Origin of the sequence: Pseudomonas sp. PGPPP1 (assembly GCF_002255865.1) — a bacterium.
Classification (GTDB): Bacteria; Pseudomonadota; Gammaproteobacteria; order Pseudomonadales; family Pseudomonadaceae; genus Aquipseudomonas; species Aquipseudomonas cremoris.
On the sequence record NZ_NKIG01000013.1, the window covers coordinates 75,362 to 90,137 of the forward strand.

Sequence of the window (14,776 nt, forward strand, 5' to 3'; positions counted from 1 at the left end):
TTACCTGTTTTCTGTTGCATGCAAGTGCATTCCCAGTAAAGCGTGACTTAAATGGGTGGTGGAAACGCTAAGGGGGGGCATCGCTATTTTGCAAAAAAAACGCCCCGAACCAGTCGGGGCGTTTTTTATTCAGCGTTTACCTATCAAGCCTGATCAGCCAACCGCCACGTCGTCCCACCCTTACCGTCTTCCAACACCACGCCCATGGCGGTGAGTTGGTCGCGGAGTCGGTCGGATTCCGCCCAGTCCTTGTTGGTACGTGCAGCCAAACGCGCCTGGATCAGCGCATCCACTTCTGCCGCATCCACACGCCCTTCAGCGCCGGCTTGCAGGAAGTCATCGGCTTCCATCTGCAACACGCCCAGCACGCTGGCCAGTTCTTTCAGGCGCGCCGCAAGGCCTGCCGCTGCGTCGAGATCGCTCTCGCGCAGGCGGTTGATCTCACGCACCATTTCGAACAGTACGGCGCAGGCTTCCGGAGTGCCGAAGTCGTCGTTCATCACCTGGGTGAAGCGCTCAACGAACGCTTCGCCGCCGGCTGGGGCGACAACAGGCAAGCCTTTCAACGCATGGTAGAACCGCTCCAGGGCGCCTTTGGCGTCCTTAAGGTTATCTTCCGAGTAGTTGATCGCGCTGCGGTAGTGGCTCGACACCAGCAGGTAACGCACAACCTCAGGATGGTACTTTTCCAGCACGTCGCGAATGGTGAAGAAGTTGTTCAAGGACTTGGACATCTTCTCGCCATTGATGCGGATCATGCCGCAGTGCATCCAGGCGTTGGCGTAGGTCTTGCCGGTGGCGGCTTCGCTTTGGGCGATTTCGTTTTCGTGGTGCGGGAACTCAAGGTCGCTGCCGCCGCCATGAATGTCGAAGGTCTCGCCCAGGCAGCAGGTGGACATCACCGAGCACTCGATGTGCCAGCCCGGACGGCCCGCGCCCCACGGCGACTCCCAGCTCGGCTCGCCCGGCTTGGTGGCTTTCCACAGCACGAAGTCCAGCGGGTCTTGCTTGGCTTCGTCGACTTCGATCCGTGCACCAATGCGCAGGTCTTCGATCTTTTTGCGCGACAGCTTGCCGTAGCCCATGAACTTGGCGACGCGGTAGTACACGTCGCCATTGCCTGGGGCGTAGGCGTAACCCTTGTCGATCAGGGTCTGGATCATGGCGTGCATGCCCGGAATGTGGTCCGTGGCACGCGGCTCCATGTCTGGCTTGAGGATGTTGAGGCGTGCCTCGTCCTCGTGCATGGCGGCGATCATGCGCTCGGTCAGCGCATCGAACGACTCGCCGTTTTCGTTGGCGCGGTTGATGATCTTGTCGTCGATGTCGGTGATGTTGCGCACGTACGTCAAGTCATAGCCGCTGAAACGCAACCAGCGGGTCACCAGGTCGAAGGCAACCATGCTGCGGCCGTGGCCGATGTGGCAGTAGTCGTACACGGTCATGCCGCACACGTACATGCGCACCTTGTTGCCATCGAGCGGCTTGAAGACTTCTTTGGTCTTGCTGAGTGTGTTGTAGATCGTTAGCACGATGAACCCTTCTGACTAATCACTGGCCCCACGAATCACGCAAGGTCACGGTACGGTTGAATACCGGTTTACCTGGTTTCGAGTCCTTGATATCCGCGCAGAAGTAACCTTCGCGCTCGAACTGGAAACGGTCTTCCGGCTGTGCGTCGCCCAACGAGGGTTCGGCACGACAACCAGTGAGAACTTGCAGGGAGTCAGGGTTGATGTTGTCGAGGAAGCTCGCGCTGTCTTCGGCCTTCTCAGGGTTCGGCGAGCGGAACAGGCGATCGTACAAGCGCACTTCGCACTCGATGCTGGCCGCAGCCGGCACCCAGTGGATCACGCCTTTGACCTTGCGGCCTTCCGGGTTCTTGCCCAGGGTTTCCGGGTCGTAGGAGCAACGCAGTTCGATGATGTTGCCATCGGCGTCCTTGATCGCTTCGTCGGCACGGATCACGTAGCTGCCGCGCAGGCGCACTTCGCCCGCCGGTTCCAGGCGCTTGTAGCCTTTTGGCGGCTCTTCCATGAAGTCATCGCGGTCGATGTAGATTTCACGGCTGAACGGCAGCTTGCGCACGCCGAGTTCTTCTTTTTGCGGATGACGCGGCAGTTCGAGGTGGTCGACCTTGTCTTCCGGGTAGTTGGTGATCACAACTTTCAGCGGACGCAGCACGCACATGGCGCGTGGGGCGCTGTGGTCGAGGTCGTTGCGGATGCTGAATTCGAGCATGCCGAAATCCACCACGCCATCGGAACGGTTGGTGCCGACCATGTCGCAGAAGTTTCGGATCGACGCAGGCGTGTAGCCACGGCGACGGAAGCCCGACAGCGTGGACATGCGCGGGTCGTCCCAGCCATGCACGTGCTTTTCATCGACCAGTTGCTTGAGCTTGCGCTTGCTGGTGATGGTGTAGTTCAGGTTCAGGCGGCTGAATTCGTACTGACGCGGCTGCGCCGGCACTGGCAGGTGCTCGAGGAACCATTCGTACAGCGGGCGATGGCTTTCGAACTCCAAGGTGCAAATGGAGTGCGTGATGCCTTCGATGGCGTCCGACTGACCGTGGGTGAAGTCGTAGTTCGGGTAGATGCACCACTTGTCACCGGTCTGGTGGTGATGGGCGTGGCGAATGCGGTACATGATCGGGTCGCGCAGGTTCATGTTCGGCGAGGCCATGTCGATCTTGGCGCGCAGCACGCGAGCACCGTCCGGGAACTCACCGGCACGCATGCGGGCGAACCAGTCGAGGTTCTCTTCTACGGAGCGGTCGCGGAACGGGCTGTTCTTGCCCGGCTCGGTCAGGCTGCCGCGGTATTCCTTGGCTTGTTCCGGGCTCAGGTCGTCGACGTAGGCCTTGCCGGCCTTGATCAGCTCGACGGCCCAGTCGTGCAACTGGTCGAAGTATTGCGAGGCATAGCGCACTTCACCGGACCATTCGAAGCCAAGCCACTTCACGTCGCTTTCGATGGCGTCGATGTATTCCTGGTCTTCCTTGGCCGGGTTGGTGTCGTCGAAACGCAGGTGCGTGACGCCACCGAACTCCTGGGCCAGGCCGAAGTTCACACAGATCGACTTGGCGTGACCGATGTGCAGGTAGCCGTTGGGCTCTGGCGGGAAGCGGGTGACGATCTGCGTGTGCTTGCCCGAATCCAGGTCCGCCTGGATGATCGGGCGCAGGAAATTGACCGGGACGGCAGGTCCGGCCTTGGAGTTCGAGGTAGGGTCGACAGTGGGCTTGCTCATAGGATCCTTGAACAGACAGGTTCGTGGCCGGTTGGGGCCAGATAAAACAAAGCGCTCATAATAGCCGAAGCGGTCAAGACACTGACAGGTCGCGACCAAAAACTGCTGCTTTAATTACTGCTTTAATGACGAACGCGATAAAAAACCACCTCGAAATTCCTGCTGGGCACGCTAAACTGCGCGCCTTGGCCCAAGTTTCGCCAAACCGGTAAGGCGCTGCATGCGTCCACACCCACGAATTCCTTGAAAGAGAAACGACCATGACTCAAGTCAAACTGACCACCAACCACGGTGACATCGTCATCGAGCTGAACGCCGAGAAAGCGCCGATCACCGTCGCCAACTTCATCGAGTACGTGAACGCCGGCCACTACGAAAACACCGTTTTCCACCGTGTCATCGGCAACTTCATGGTCCAGGGCGGCGGTTTTGAGCCTGGCATGAAAGAAAAGAAAGACAAGCGCCCAAGCATCCAGAACGAAGCGGACAACGGCCTTTCCAACGACAAGTACACCGTCGCCATGGCCCGTACCATGGAGCCGCATTCGGCCTCCGCGCAGTTCTTCATCAACGTCGCCGACAACGCCTTCCTGAACCACAGCGGCAAGAACGTGCAGGGTTGGGGCTACGCGGTATTCGGTAAAGTCACCGAAGGCCAGGACGTCGTCGACAAGATCAAAGGCGTGCAAACCACCGGTAAAGCCGGTCACCAGGACGTTCCGGTAGAAGACGTTATCGTCGAGAAAGCCGAGATCGTTGGGTGATATTGCTGATTTCAGACTTGCATCTGGAAGAGGAGCGCCCGGACATCACCCGGGCGTTTCTGGATCTGCTCCACGGCCGCGCCCGTGGCGCCCAGGCGTTGTACATTCTGGGGGACTTTTTTGAAGCCTGGATTGGCGACGATGGGATGACACCCTTTCAGCGTTCGATTTGCGCAGCCCTGCGCGAACTGAGCGACAGCGGCACCCCGATTTTCATCATGCATGGCAACCGCGATTTCCTGATCGGCAAGGCGTTCTGCAAAGCTGCAGGTGCCACCTTGCTCAAGGACCCGAGTGTCGTGCAGTTGGCAGGTGAACCCGTGCTGTTGATGCACGGCGACAGCCTCTGCACCCGCGACGTTGGCTATATGAAGCTGCGGCGCATCCTGCGTAACCCGATTGTGCTGTTTATCCTGCGACACCTGCCGCTCAGCACCCGCCATAAACTGGCGCGCAAGCTGCGCAGCGAGAGCCGTGCGCAAACGCGCATGAAGGCCAACGACATCGTTGATGTGACCCCCGAGGAAGTGCCACGGGTGATGCAACAGTTTGGCGTGCGCACTCTGGTCCACGGCCATACCCACCGCCCCGCCATTCATAAGCTGCAGATTGGCGACCAAGCGGCCAAGCGTATTGTGCTGGGGGACTGGGACAAACAAGGATGGGCGTTGCAGGTGGATGAGCAAGGGTTTCAGTTAGCGGCGTTTGATTTTGTGAACCCGCAGTTGGCGTTGCCTGGCGCCTAAATCTCAGCCTCAACACTGATCAAAATGTGGGAGCTGGCTTGCCTGCGATGCGGACACCTCGGTACATCTGATAGACCGAGGTGATGCTATCGCCGGCAAGCCAACTCCCACAGGGGATTGCATTCCAATCTTAGTTGATCAGTGGCCTGAAGCCGCTGGCCCCGCCTTCGCCGTAAACGGCGGCTTCGCCAACCACACCAGCAACATCAACCCCATGAACATCCACCCCAGCAACGTGAAGTAATCCACGGTGGACATCATGTACGCCTGGCTGGTGAGAATCTGGTCCAGTTGCGCGTAGGCCTTGTGCCCTGCCCCACCCAGCGCCTGCAACGCATCGCGAGTCGCCGAGTCGTAGGTGGTCATGTTCTCGCTCATGTACGCATGGTGCTGGTCAGCCCGGCGAATCCAGATCCAGGTGGTCAAGGACGCCGCGAAGCTACCGCCCAAGGTCCGCAGGAACGTCGCCAAACCAGCGCCGTCGGCAATCTGGTGCGGCGGCAGGTCGGACATCAGGATGGTCAAGGTGGGCATGAAGAACAGCGCCACGCCAATACCCATGAACAGCTGCACCAGGGCGATATGCTGGAAGTCCACTTCATTGGTAAAGCCGGCCCGCATGAAGCAGCTCAAGCCAATCGCCAGGAACGCCAGGCCCGCCAGCAAGCGCAGGTCGAACTTGTGCGCGTACTTGCCCACGAACGGCGACATCAATACCGGCAGGATACCGATCGGCGCTACCGCCAGCCCGGCCCAGGTGGCGGTGTAGCCCATCTGGGTTTGCAGCCACTGCGGCAAGATCAGGTTGATGCCGAAGAAGCCCGCATACCCCAGGATCAACACGATGGTACCGATGCGGAAGTTGCGATAAGCAAACAGCCGCAGGTTGACCACCGGGTGCTTGTCAGTGAGCTCCCAGATGATGAACACCGCCAGGGCAATCACCGAAATTGCCGCACCAATGATGATGAAGTTGGATTCGAACCAGTCCAGGTCATTGCCCTTGTCGAGGATGATCTGCAAGGCACCCACCCCGACGATCAGGCTGAGCAGGCCGACGTAGTCCATCGGCTGATAGCTGGTTTCCACCGGGCGTTTCTTCAACTGCGAACGCACCACCATCACCGCAAAAATGCCGATGGGTACGTTGATGAAGAAGATCCACGGCCAGCTGTAGCTGTCGGTGATCCAACCGCCGAGGATCGGCCCCGCAATAGGCGCGACCACCGTGACCATCGCCAATAACGCCAGGGCCATGCCGCGCCTGGCGGGTGGGTAGACCGCGATCAGCAAGGTCTGGGTCATCGGGTACAACGGCCCCGCTACCAAGCCTTGCAGCACCCGAAAGCCGATCAGCTCGGGCATGGACGTGGAAATACCGCACAGGAACGAGGCCAGAACGAACAGGATGGTCGCCCACAGGAACAGCTTCACCTCGCCAAACCGGCGGCTCAGCCAACCGGTCAGCGGCAAGGCGATAGCGTTGCTCACCGCAAACGAGGTGATCACCCAGGTGCCCTGCTCCGAACTCACGCCGAGGTTGCCGGAAATGGTCGGCAACGCCACGTTGGCGATGGTGGTGTCGAGCACCTGCATAAAGGTCGCCAGCGACAGGCCAATAGTGGCCATCAACAGGCTGGGTGGCGTGAAGGAGGCGTTATTGCTCATTAGCGTTGCACAGCCTTGGGAGCGGCGAGGCTGTTGTCATGGATCAACTGGGTGATCATGGCGTCGGCTTCGGCCAATTGGCGGTCATACACGTTGGTGGTGAACGAGGCTTTTTGCGGCGCTTGTTGCGCCAGCACCGGGCCGCTCTGGTCATGCAGGTCGACGTTGACCACGGTGGACAGCCCTACCCGCAGTGGGTGCTTGGCCAGTTCGTCGGCGTTGACGTGGATGCGCACCGGTACCCGTTGCACGATCTTGATCCAGTTACCGGTGGCGTTCTGCGCGGGCAGCAAGGCGAACGCGCTGCCGGTGCCGGCGCCAAGGCTGTCGATGGTGCCGCTGAACTTGACGTCACTGCCGTAGATATCCGACTCGATGTCTACTGGCTGGCCGATGCGCATATTGCGCAGCTGGGTTTCCTTGAAGTTGGCGTCGATCCACAGTTGGTCCAGCGGGATCACGGCCATCAAGGCCGTGCCTGGCTGTACGCGCTGGCCCAACTGCACGGTGCGTTTGGCCACATAGCCGGTGACCGGTGCGATCAAGGTGCTGCGCGCATTGGTCAGGTAGGCCTGGCGCAATTGGGCTGCGGCGGCTTGTACGTCCGGGTGGGACGAGATCACGGTGTCATCCACCAGCGCGCTGCTGGTCTTGAACTGCTGCTGCACGTTGGCCAGGGCGTTTTGCGCCGAGGTCAGGTCGTCACGGGCGTGGGACAGTTCTTCCTGGGAAATCGCGCCGCCGGCGGCAAGGTTCTTACGACGGTTGTAGTTGTCCTGGGCCTTTTGCACGTTGGCTTGTTGCGCCAATACCTGGGCTTTCATGCCATCGACGTTGCTGTACAAACCACGCACCTGGCGCACGGTGCGGGCCAGGTTGGCCTGGGCACTTTGCAGGCCGACAGCCGCATCGTTCGGGTCGAAGTTGACCAGCACCTGGCCTTCGTGGACCAGGTCGCCATCGTCGGCGCCGATGCTCACCACAGTACCGGTGACCAGCGGGGTGATTTCCACCACGTTGCCATTCACGTAGGCGTCGTCGGTGCTTTCGCTGAAGCGCCCGTAGAGCTCATACCAGCCCCATACGCCCACGATGCCGAGGATGACAATCAGCGCCAGGCCAATCAGCATGACCTTGCGCTTGCGTGGGTTGGTGTCTTTTTCTGTTGCGGCGTTGCTGTCGGCAGTGGCCATGACTAATACCTCAAATTATTCCGTACGCGTTGCTGGGGTGGCCGCTGCCACATTTGCGGCGTTGAACCCGCCACCCAGGGCTTGCATCAATTGAATCGACAGATCGATCTGCGCGGCATTCAAGGTCGCCAGCTGACGCTGGGCCTGCAGCAATTGCTGCTCGATGCTGAGCACATCCAGGTAGTTACCGATGCCGGAGCTGTAGCGCTGCACGCCGGTGTCGTAGGACTGCTGGGCAATGTCGGCAGCATGTTGCTGGGCCTGGATCTGCCGGCCGGTGTCGCGCAACTGAGCAAGGGTGTTGCCAATATCGCCCAGGGCTTGCACCAGGGTTTTGTTGTACTGGGCCACGGCCAGGTCGTAGTCGGCGTCGCGCGCATCGAGGTCAGCACGCAGGCGACCGCCGTCGAAGATCGGCAGCGAAATGGTCGGCGCAATACTGAAGAAGCGGCTGGCCGAACCGAACATCGCATCCCCCAGCAACGACTCCGCCCCAGCGCTCGCGCTCAGGTTGAGGTTGGGGTAGAAGCGGGTCTTGCTCGCGGCCACGTTTTTGCTCGCGGCCTCGACACGCCAACGGGCGGCGATCAGGTCAGGGCGGCGACCCAGCAGTTCGGCAGGCAACACCGAAGGCACGGCCACGGCGCTAGGCTTGAGCACGTTGGGGCGGGTCAACTCGCTGCCACGGTCCGGGCCTTTGCCGAGCAACACGGCCAGGGCGATCTTGGCACTCGACAGTTGTTTTTCCGCGTCGATCAATTGCGACTGGGAGCTGGCTTCCAGGCTTTCGGTCTGCTGGTACTGGTACTGGCTGTCAATGCCCGAGCTCAAGCGACGCTTGCCCAGGTCGAGCATCTGGCGGGTGCGCTTGAGGTCATCGCTGGCCAGGTCACGCACGATATGCGCCTGGCCCAGGTCGCTGTAGGCCTTGGCCACGTTGGCGGCCAGGGTCAGGCGGGCGGCCTGTTGGTCGACTTCGGCGGCGCGGGCCTGGCCCAGCGCGGCTTCCCAGGCGGCGCGCTGGCCACCCCACAGGTCGAAGTTGTAATTGAAGCTGGCGCCGATGTTACGCACGGTGGCGTAGGCATCGCCCTGCCCCAGCGGGTCTTGGTCCTTGGCCAGGCGCGAACGGCTGATACCGGCGCTGGCGTCCAGGGTCGGCATGCGCGCGGCGTCGGCGGCAAAGGCCGCAGCTTCGGCCTGGTGGGCACGGGCGCTGGCCACTTGCATGTCGGGGCTGTTCTGCAGGGCTTCCTGGATCAGGCCGTCAAGTTGTGGGTCGCCGAGGCTTTTCCACCAGTCGGCGGTGGGCCAGGCAGCCTGCGACAAGGTTACGCCGCTCAACGACTTGCCGGTTTGCAGGGTATTGGCATCAAGGCGCTGGCCCTGGGTGTCGAGACCACTGAAATTGGCGCAACCGGCCATGCTCATGGCCACCAACACGAGGCTAAGTGCGCGTGTGTTCATCATTTACCTACCCGCAACAGCGTGATCGAGTCACCTGCGGCTATCAGAATTTTCTTGAGAATCCGTTCCAGGGCTTCCAGCTCGCCGGGTTCCAGGGAGCCCGCCAATTGGTTCAAGGCGTCGGTGCCGACGTGGGGCAAGGTGTCCGCGAGTTTCTGGCCTTCGGCCGTCAATACGAGCTGAACCTGGCGACGGTCCTGGGCGGTGCGTTGGCGCTCAAGCAGGCCCTTTTGCTCCAGGCGGTCGAGCATGCGCGTCATCGAGCCGCTGTCCAGCGACAGGTGGCGACACAGCTCGGCCGGGGTGTCGATGCCGTAGAGCGCCATGATCACCAACACCTTGAACTGCGCGGCGGTGATGCCGTACGGCTCCATGTGGGTGTCGATGATGCGGTCTTTGAGCAATGCGGCGCGGCCCAGCAACAGGCCGAGGTGGCAGTTGTGGAAGTTGTCGGGGGTGAAGTGTTTCATTTGGAAGTCACCTTATTACTGCCTAGGCAGTGAAAGTATGACCAGATGTTACTGCTTAGGCAGCGAATGTCAAATGGAATAATTAGCTTGCTTGCTAATTGCCGGATGAGCGGTGGCGTTCTAGGGATTGCCTGATGGGCCACAACACATCGGCCGATTAGTCTTCATAACCCCTTGGCCAACCGTTGTCGCCTTTCCCCATGACCTATTTGAAACAGCTAACCTGCCTCACAGCGCTCACTTTGATAGGCACGCCCGCCGCCTTCGCCGCGAATTGCACAGCCAGCGTCAATACCAATGAAACCCTCAATTTCGGCGCAAGCCTGGCCACCGGCAGCCTGACAATTCCCGCTGACACACCCGACGGCACGGTGGTTTACCAGGAAACCGTGCAATCCGCTCAAAACAGCTGGAGCTGCAGTGCCGCCTCGCAATACGGCATGGTGATAAACCCTGTATTTGGCACAGTCACCACTGGGTCGACCTTCCCCCTGGGCAAGACGGGGCTGTCGTTCCGGATCTGGATCGACACACTGAGTCGCTATGAGACTGCGCCATTCACCCTCAAGGCCGGTGGTTATGGCATTCAGGCGGGGTCGGTCCGGCTGGAAATCATCAAGTCCGGGCCGCTGGCTTCACAGGTCAAGATTGCGTCTGGCAACCTGGCCACCTTGAAAGACGACGAACTGATCATCTCCAAGTTCAACCTGACCAACGCGCTCGTGCTGAACGCCGCGTCCTGCCAAACCCCGTCCGTACCGGTGGCCATGGGCGACGACTATCAGCTCTGGGAGTTTCGCGATGCCGGCTCGACCCCTCGGACCATTCGCTTCAACATCGGCTTGAACCAGTGCCAGACCGGCATCAAAAAAGTGACCTATTCGCTCAAGGCCACGACACCAGTCATCGACGCGACAAAAGGTGTAGTGGCGCTGAATGCCGGCTCCACTGCCACCGGCATCGGCCTGCAATTGATGAACGAAACCGGGCAACCTGTCGCATTCGGCACTGACTACACCTTCAACGGTTTCACCACCACCGGTACTAGTTTCAAGATCCCCTTGTCCGCGGCGTATTACCGCCTGCCGACCGGCGATCTCAAGGCCGGCAGTGCCAACACCGAAGTCACCTTTATCGTGAACTACCTGTAAAAAATTAAGGATCGTCTGATTTTCCCTACGCCGGGCCGCCCATAGAGTGCCCGGATGAGACTAAAGAGCTACCTTCATCAGATCAGCCCCGTCCTGTCCACGCCCCATGCAGCAAGGCGCCTGTTGCGCATTTTTGCGTTGGTGCTGCTGGTGGGCATCCTGGGGGGCGTGTACAGCTTCCTGCTGTTTACCTTCAACAATGAAGTCTCCCAACGCCGCAGCTACATGAGCAGCGCCATCGCAGAAGCCCATACGTTTTTCACCACCCGAGAAGCCTTGCTGGAAAGCCTCAGCCTGTCGGCCACACGCAAGGCCGACGCAAACCTGCCGGTGTCCGAAGAAGAGATCCGCCTGCTGCTGGGGCAAACCCCGGGCAAGCAGTGGAGCATCTGGCTGACCCAGCGCATGCGCGACTATTTAAAGGCCAAGCAGCTGAACCTGCTGTATGTCAGCCCCGAGGCCCAGGTACTGCGGTTGTACAACGCCACCCCGGTCAGCGGCGACTTCCCCCTGGCCCTGCTGGAGCAACTCGAAGCCCTCAAGCTTACCGGCGCCTTGCAGGAGCTATGGCTGACCCATGCCTCCGACGACCATTCGCAGTTGTACATCTTCATCCGCCTGGACGAACGCGACGTGAACTCCGGCTGGCTCGGCCTGGAGATGGATGACCGTGAAGTCTCCAACGCCTTGAGCGACCACAGCGCCGGCGAGTTCACCATGTTCAATGCCCAAGGCATGCCATTGTTCAGCAACAGCAACAGCCACAAACCGCCGCCCGGGCAAAACCTGCCGCATCTGCACCAGCAAGACTTCTTCGGCTTTGTCGGCGACGGCTGGCTGCCCGAGCAATTGGTGTTGCGCAAACAATTGAAGTCGTCGGACTGGCAGCTCACCTACTCCATCGACCTGCGCGCAGTGCTGGCGGCGCTCTGGCCCCAGATGCTCGGTGCATTGGCGTTCTGCCTGCTGAGCATCAGCCTGGTGTGCCTGCTCACTCGCCGCCTCGAGCACCGCTTCATCACCCCGGCGATCCACCGTATCCAGGCGCTGGTGGAAAGTGAGCTGTTCAGCCGCGACGTGATCCAGACCGCCCCCGTGGCACTGTGCGTGCTGCGGCGAACCGACGGCGCGGTGGTGCTGAAAAACACCCTCGCCCAGCAATGGCTCGGTGAGTGCGGCGCACACCTCGGCCCCGGCTGGATTCGCCATGCGTTCGACCCAGACGCCCCATGCCTCACCGATTACTTCGAAGCCGCCGACGGCCGCCACCTTTACCTGAGTTGCGCGCCTACCCGCTACAAAGGTGAAGACGTGCTGCTGTGTGCTTTCAGCGACATCAGTGCACGCACGCAAATCGAAGCGGCACTGGAACAGGCGCGCCAATCGGCCGATGCCGCCAATGAGGCCAAGACCTTGTTCCTGGCAACCATGAGCCACGAAATCCGCACACCGTTGTATGGCGTGCTCGGCACCCTGGAATTGCTCGGCCGCACCCGCCTGGATGCCCAGCAGAAAAGCTACCTGCACGCCATCGAAGGGTCCTCCGCCACCTTGCTGCAATTGATTTGCGATGTGCTGGACGTGTCGAAGATCGAAGCCGGGCAACTGGCCCTGGAGTTGAGCGAGTTCTGCGTGCCAACCCTGGTGCAGGAAGTGGTGCAGGGCTACGCAGCAGCGGCGCAGAGCAAGGGTTTGCAGCTGTACGCCTGTCTCGACCCGCACCTGCCGCAACGCTTGATCGGCGATGCCAGCCGCGTTCGCCAGATCCTCAACAACCTGCTGAGCAACGCGGTCAAGTTCACCGACTCCGGGCGCGTGGTGCTGCGGGTCAAGGCGCTGAGCCGCGAAGGCGAACGGGTATGCCTGCAATGGCAGGTCTCGGACACCGGCAAAGGCATTGCCCATCACGACCAAGCGGCTATTTTCGAGCCGTTCTACCAGACCGAAGGCAACACCAATGTCGTCGCCGGCACCGGCCTGGGCCTGCCCATCTGCCTGCGCTTGACCCACTTGATGAACGGCAACCTGCGCCTGGTCAGCGAGCCGGGCCTGGGCAGCAGTTTTTCCTTGACCGTGCCGCTGGAACAACCGTGCGGCCGTCCGTTGCCGAGCCTGCCGACGTTGGCGCCGGACACCGTCTACGTGCTCTCGCCTATCCCTGAGCTGGCCGACAGCCTTTGCGGGTGGCTGCGGCGCTGGGGCGCCCGCGCGCAAGTCGGCCTGCCGTCCAGTACCGGCCTGTCCACGTCGTCTGTACTGCTGGAACTGGTCGAACGCCGCATCGACCTGAGCTGGCAGGGACCGCGGGTACTTGCCAGTTGCAACGGCGCCCACGCGCCACAGCTCAGCGGCGACAGCTGGCAGGTCAACCTCAACGACCTGAACGCCATCCAACAGGCAGTACACCATGCCCAAGGCGGGCAAGTGGCCCAGCCTCAGGAGCGCTTTGAACTGCGCGACCTGCGCCCCTTGCACTTGCATATCCTGGTGGCCGAAGACAACGTCATCAATCAGTTGATCCTGCGCGACCAACTCGAAGAGCTCGGCTGCACGGTGGAATTGGCCGGTGACGGCGAAGACGCCTTGTCGCGCTGGCACGACGGCACCTTCGATATTGTCCTCAGCGACGTCAACATGCCCCGTCTCAATGGCTACGAACTGGCCGAGGCCCTACGACGCCAGGGCTGCACTCTCCCGATCATCGGCGCCACCGCCAACGCCCTGCGCGGTGAAGATGCCTTGTGTCTGGCGGCCGGCATGGATCACTGCCTGGTCAAACCCTTCACGCTACGAGCCTTGTTCACTGTCCTGGCTCCCTACGAACGAGTCACCCATGAAGCCCTGTAGCATTTTGATTGTCGAAGACCACCCCTTTCAGCATGTGTATTTGCAGAACCTGTTCAACGAGCTGGGGGATTTCGATCTGGTGTGCGCCAGGGACGGCGAAGAAGCGCTGGCCTGCCTGAAACACCGGGACTTTGACCTGGTGCTCACCGACCTGCTGATGCCGGGCATGGACGGCGTGCAATTTATCCAGGGTCTCGCGGCGCACCCTTCGCGCCCTGCCCTGGCAATCATGAGCGCCGCGTCACGGCGCATGTTGATGGGCGCAAGCCTGGTGGCCAGCAACCTGCAGGTAAAGGTCATCGGGCTGATTTCCAAACCGGTGAATGCCGCCGCACTGCGTTGCCTGACCGATCAACTGCAGGCATTGCGCCAGGTCGCTCTGGTCGACAGCCATCCCGGCATCGACCGCCAGGCGATTGTGACGGCACTGGATAACGACGCCCTGCAAGCCTGGTTCCAGCCCAAGAAAGCCTTGAGCAATGGCCGCATCGTCGCCGCCGAAGCCTTGGTGCGCTGGGTACACCCCGAACATGGCACGTTGCTCCCCGGTGCGTTCCTGCCGGCGCTGATCGCCTGCGGGCTGGAGGAGCGCTTGCTGTGGTGCGTGCTGAAACAGGCGATGGCGGCCCAGTCCGCATGGCGCCAACAAGGCTATGACATCCCGGTATCGGTGAACCTGCCCACGCACTTGCTCAACAGCCACGACCTGCCCGACCGTATCCTCGCCTTCGTGTTGAAGCACCAGGGGTTGCCCGCGCGTATCTGTTTCGAGTTGATGGAGTGCTCAGTGCCCGACGACATCAGCAACTTCTACGCCGGGGCGTGCCGCTTGCGGATCAAGGGCTTCGGTTTGTCCCAGGATGATTTCGGCAAGGGCTACAGCTCGTACATGAACCTGGTGTCGGCGCCTTTCACCGAATTGAAGATCGACCGGGCACTGGTGCAAGGCTGCAACGCCAACGAAGAATTGGCCCAGGCGCTGACCAGTATCGTCAGCCTCGGCCGCCAGCTCGGTTTGACCGTAGTGGCCGAAGGGGTGGAAACCGCGCAAGAACTTGCGCTGTTGCGTAAGATCGACTGCACTCAGGTCCAAGGTTTCCTGATCTCCCACGCCGTGTCTTCGGATCAGTTCCAGTACTTGCTGACCCAGGACGGGCCGGCGAGTGCCTATTGACCCGCTGGCCGGGTGTGAACGAACACCGCTTGCTTGCGAGGTCA

Annotated in this window: 11 protein-coding genes; 5 read left to right on the plus strand and 6 right to left on the minus strand. The window is 61.0% G+C overall.

The annotated features are described in order from the left end of the window. Positions 1-143 precede the first annotated feature (143 nt). Positions 144-1,532 (minus strand): cysteine--tRNA ligase, encoded by a 1,389-nt coding sequence (gene cysS, locus CFE47_RS16025; protein ID WP_185706503.1) that lies wholly within the window; start codon positions 1,530-1,532, stop codon positions 144-146. Between the two features lie 19 nt (positions 1,533-1,551). Continuing rightward, positions 1,552-3,252, minus strand: coding sequence for a glutamine--tRNA ligase/YqeY domain fusion protein (locus CFE47_RS16030; protein WP_286838393.1), 1,701 nt, complete (start codon positions 3,250-3,252; stop codon positions 1,552-1,554). 260 nt (positions 3,253-3,512) lie between these two features. Here CFE47_RS16030 and CFE47_RS16035 point away from each other — a divergent pair, with 260 nt between their 5' ends. Next, positions 3,513-4,016, plus strand: a complete 504-nt coding sequence (locus tag CFE47_RS16035; RefSeq protein ID WP_016977438.1) for a peptidylprolyl isomerase — start codon at positions 3,513-3,515, stop codon at positions 4,014-4,016. Further along, positions 4,013-4,762, plus strand: coding sequence for a UDP-2,3-diacylglucosamine diphosphatase (gene lpxH, locus CFE47_RS16040; protein WP_286838396.1), 750 nt, complete (start codon positions 4,013-4,015; stop codon positions 4,760-4,762). Before CFE47_RS16035 ends, lpxH begins: the two co-directional genes overlap by 4 nt. Before the next feature lie 138 nt (positions 4,763-4,900). Here the strand turns inward: lpxH and CFE47_RS16045 are convergent, their stop codons facing one another. From CFE47_RS16045 to CFE47_RS16060, 4 genes are read right to left on the minus strand one after another with little or no spacing between them, the layout of a single operon-like run. Beyond that, entirely contained in the window at positions 4,901-6,430 is a 1,530-nt protein-coding gene (locus tag CFE47_RS16045) for a DHA2 family efflux MFS transporter permease subunit (RefSeq protein ID WP_185706497.1), read from the minus strand. After that, positions 6,430-7,623: an HlyD family secretion protein gene (locus tag CFE47_RS16050; protein WP_286838398.1), complete on the minus strand. Its 1,194-nt coding sequence runs from the start codon at positions 7,621-7,623 to the stop codon at positions 6,430-6,432. Before CFE47_RS16050 ends, CFE47_RS16045 begins: the two co-directional genes overlap by 1 nt. 15 nt (positions 7,624-7,638) lie before the next feature. Further along, positions 7,639-9,090 (minus strand): efflux transporter outer membrane subunit, encoded by a 1,452-nt coding sequence (locus CFE47_RS16055; RefSeq protein ID WP_286838504.1) that lies wholly within the window; start codon positions 9,088-9,090, stop codon positions 7,639-7,641. Then, positions 9,090-9,560 (minus strand): MarR family winged helix-turn-helix transcriptional regulator, encoded by a 471-nt coding sequence (locus CFE47_RS16060; protein WP_185706493.1) that lies wholly within the window; start codon positions 9,558-9,560, stop codon positions 9,090-9,092. The genes CFE47_RS16055 and CFE47_RS16060 overlap by 1 nt, the downstream gene beginning before the upstream one ends. 200 nt (positions 9,561-9,760) lie before the next feature. On the opposite strand from CFE47_RS16060, the gene CFE47_RS16065 reads away from it, so the two are divergent. From CFE47_RS16065 to pvrR, 3 genes are read left to right on the plus strand one after another with little or no spacing between them, the layout of a single operon-like run. Further along, entirely contained in the window at positions 9,761-10,711 is a 951-nt protein-coding gene (locus CFE47_RS16065) for a fimbrial protein (protein ID WP_286838399.1), read from the plus strand. A gap of 54 nt (positions 10,712-10,765) precedes the next feature. Continuing rightward, the gene (locus tag CFE47_RS16070) at positions 10,766-13,558 is read left to right on the plus strand and encodes an ATP-binding protein (protein ID WP_286838401.1); all 2,793 of its coding nucleotides are present in this window, start codon (positions 10,766-10,768) and stop codon (positions 13,556-13,558) included. After that, entirely contained in the window at positions 13,545-14,732 is a 1,188-nt protein-coding gene (gene pvrR, locus CFE47_RS16075; RefSeq protein ID WP_286838403.1) for a response regulator cyclic di-GMP phosphodiesterase PvrR, read from the plus strand. The genes CFE47_RS16070 and pvrR overlap by 14 nt, the downstream gene beginning before the upstream one ends. The last annotated feature ends 44 nt before the right edge of the window (positions 14,733-14,776 follow it).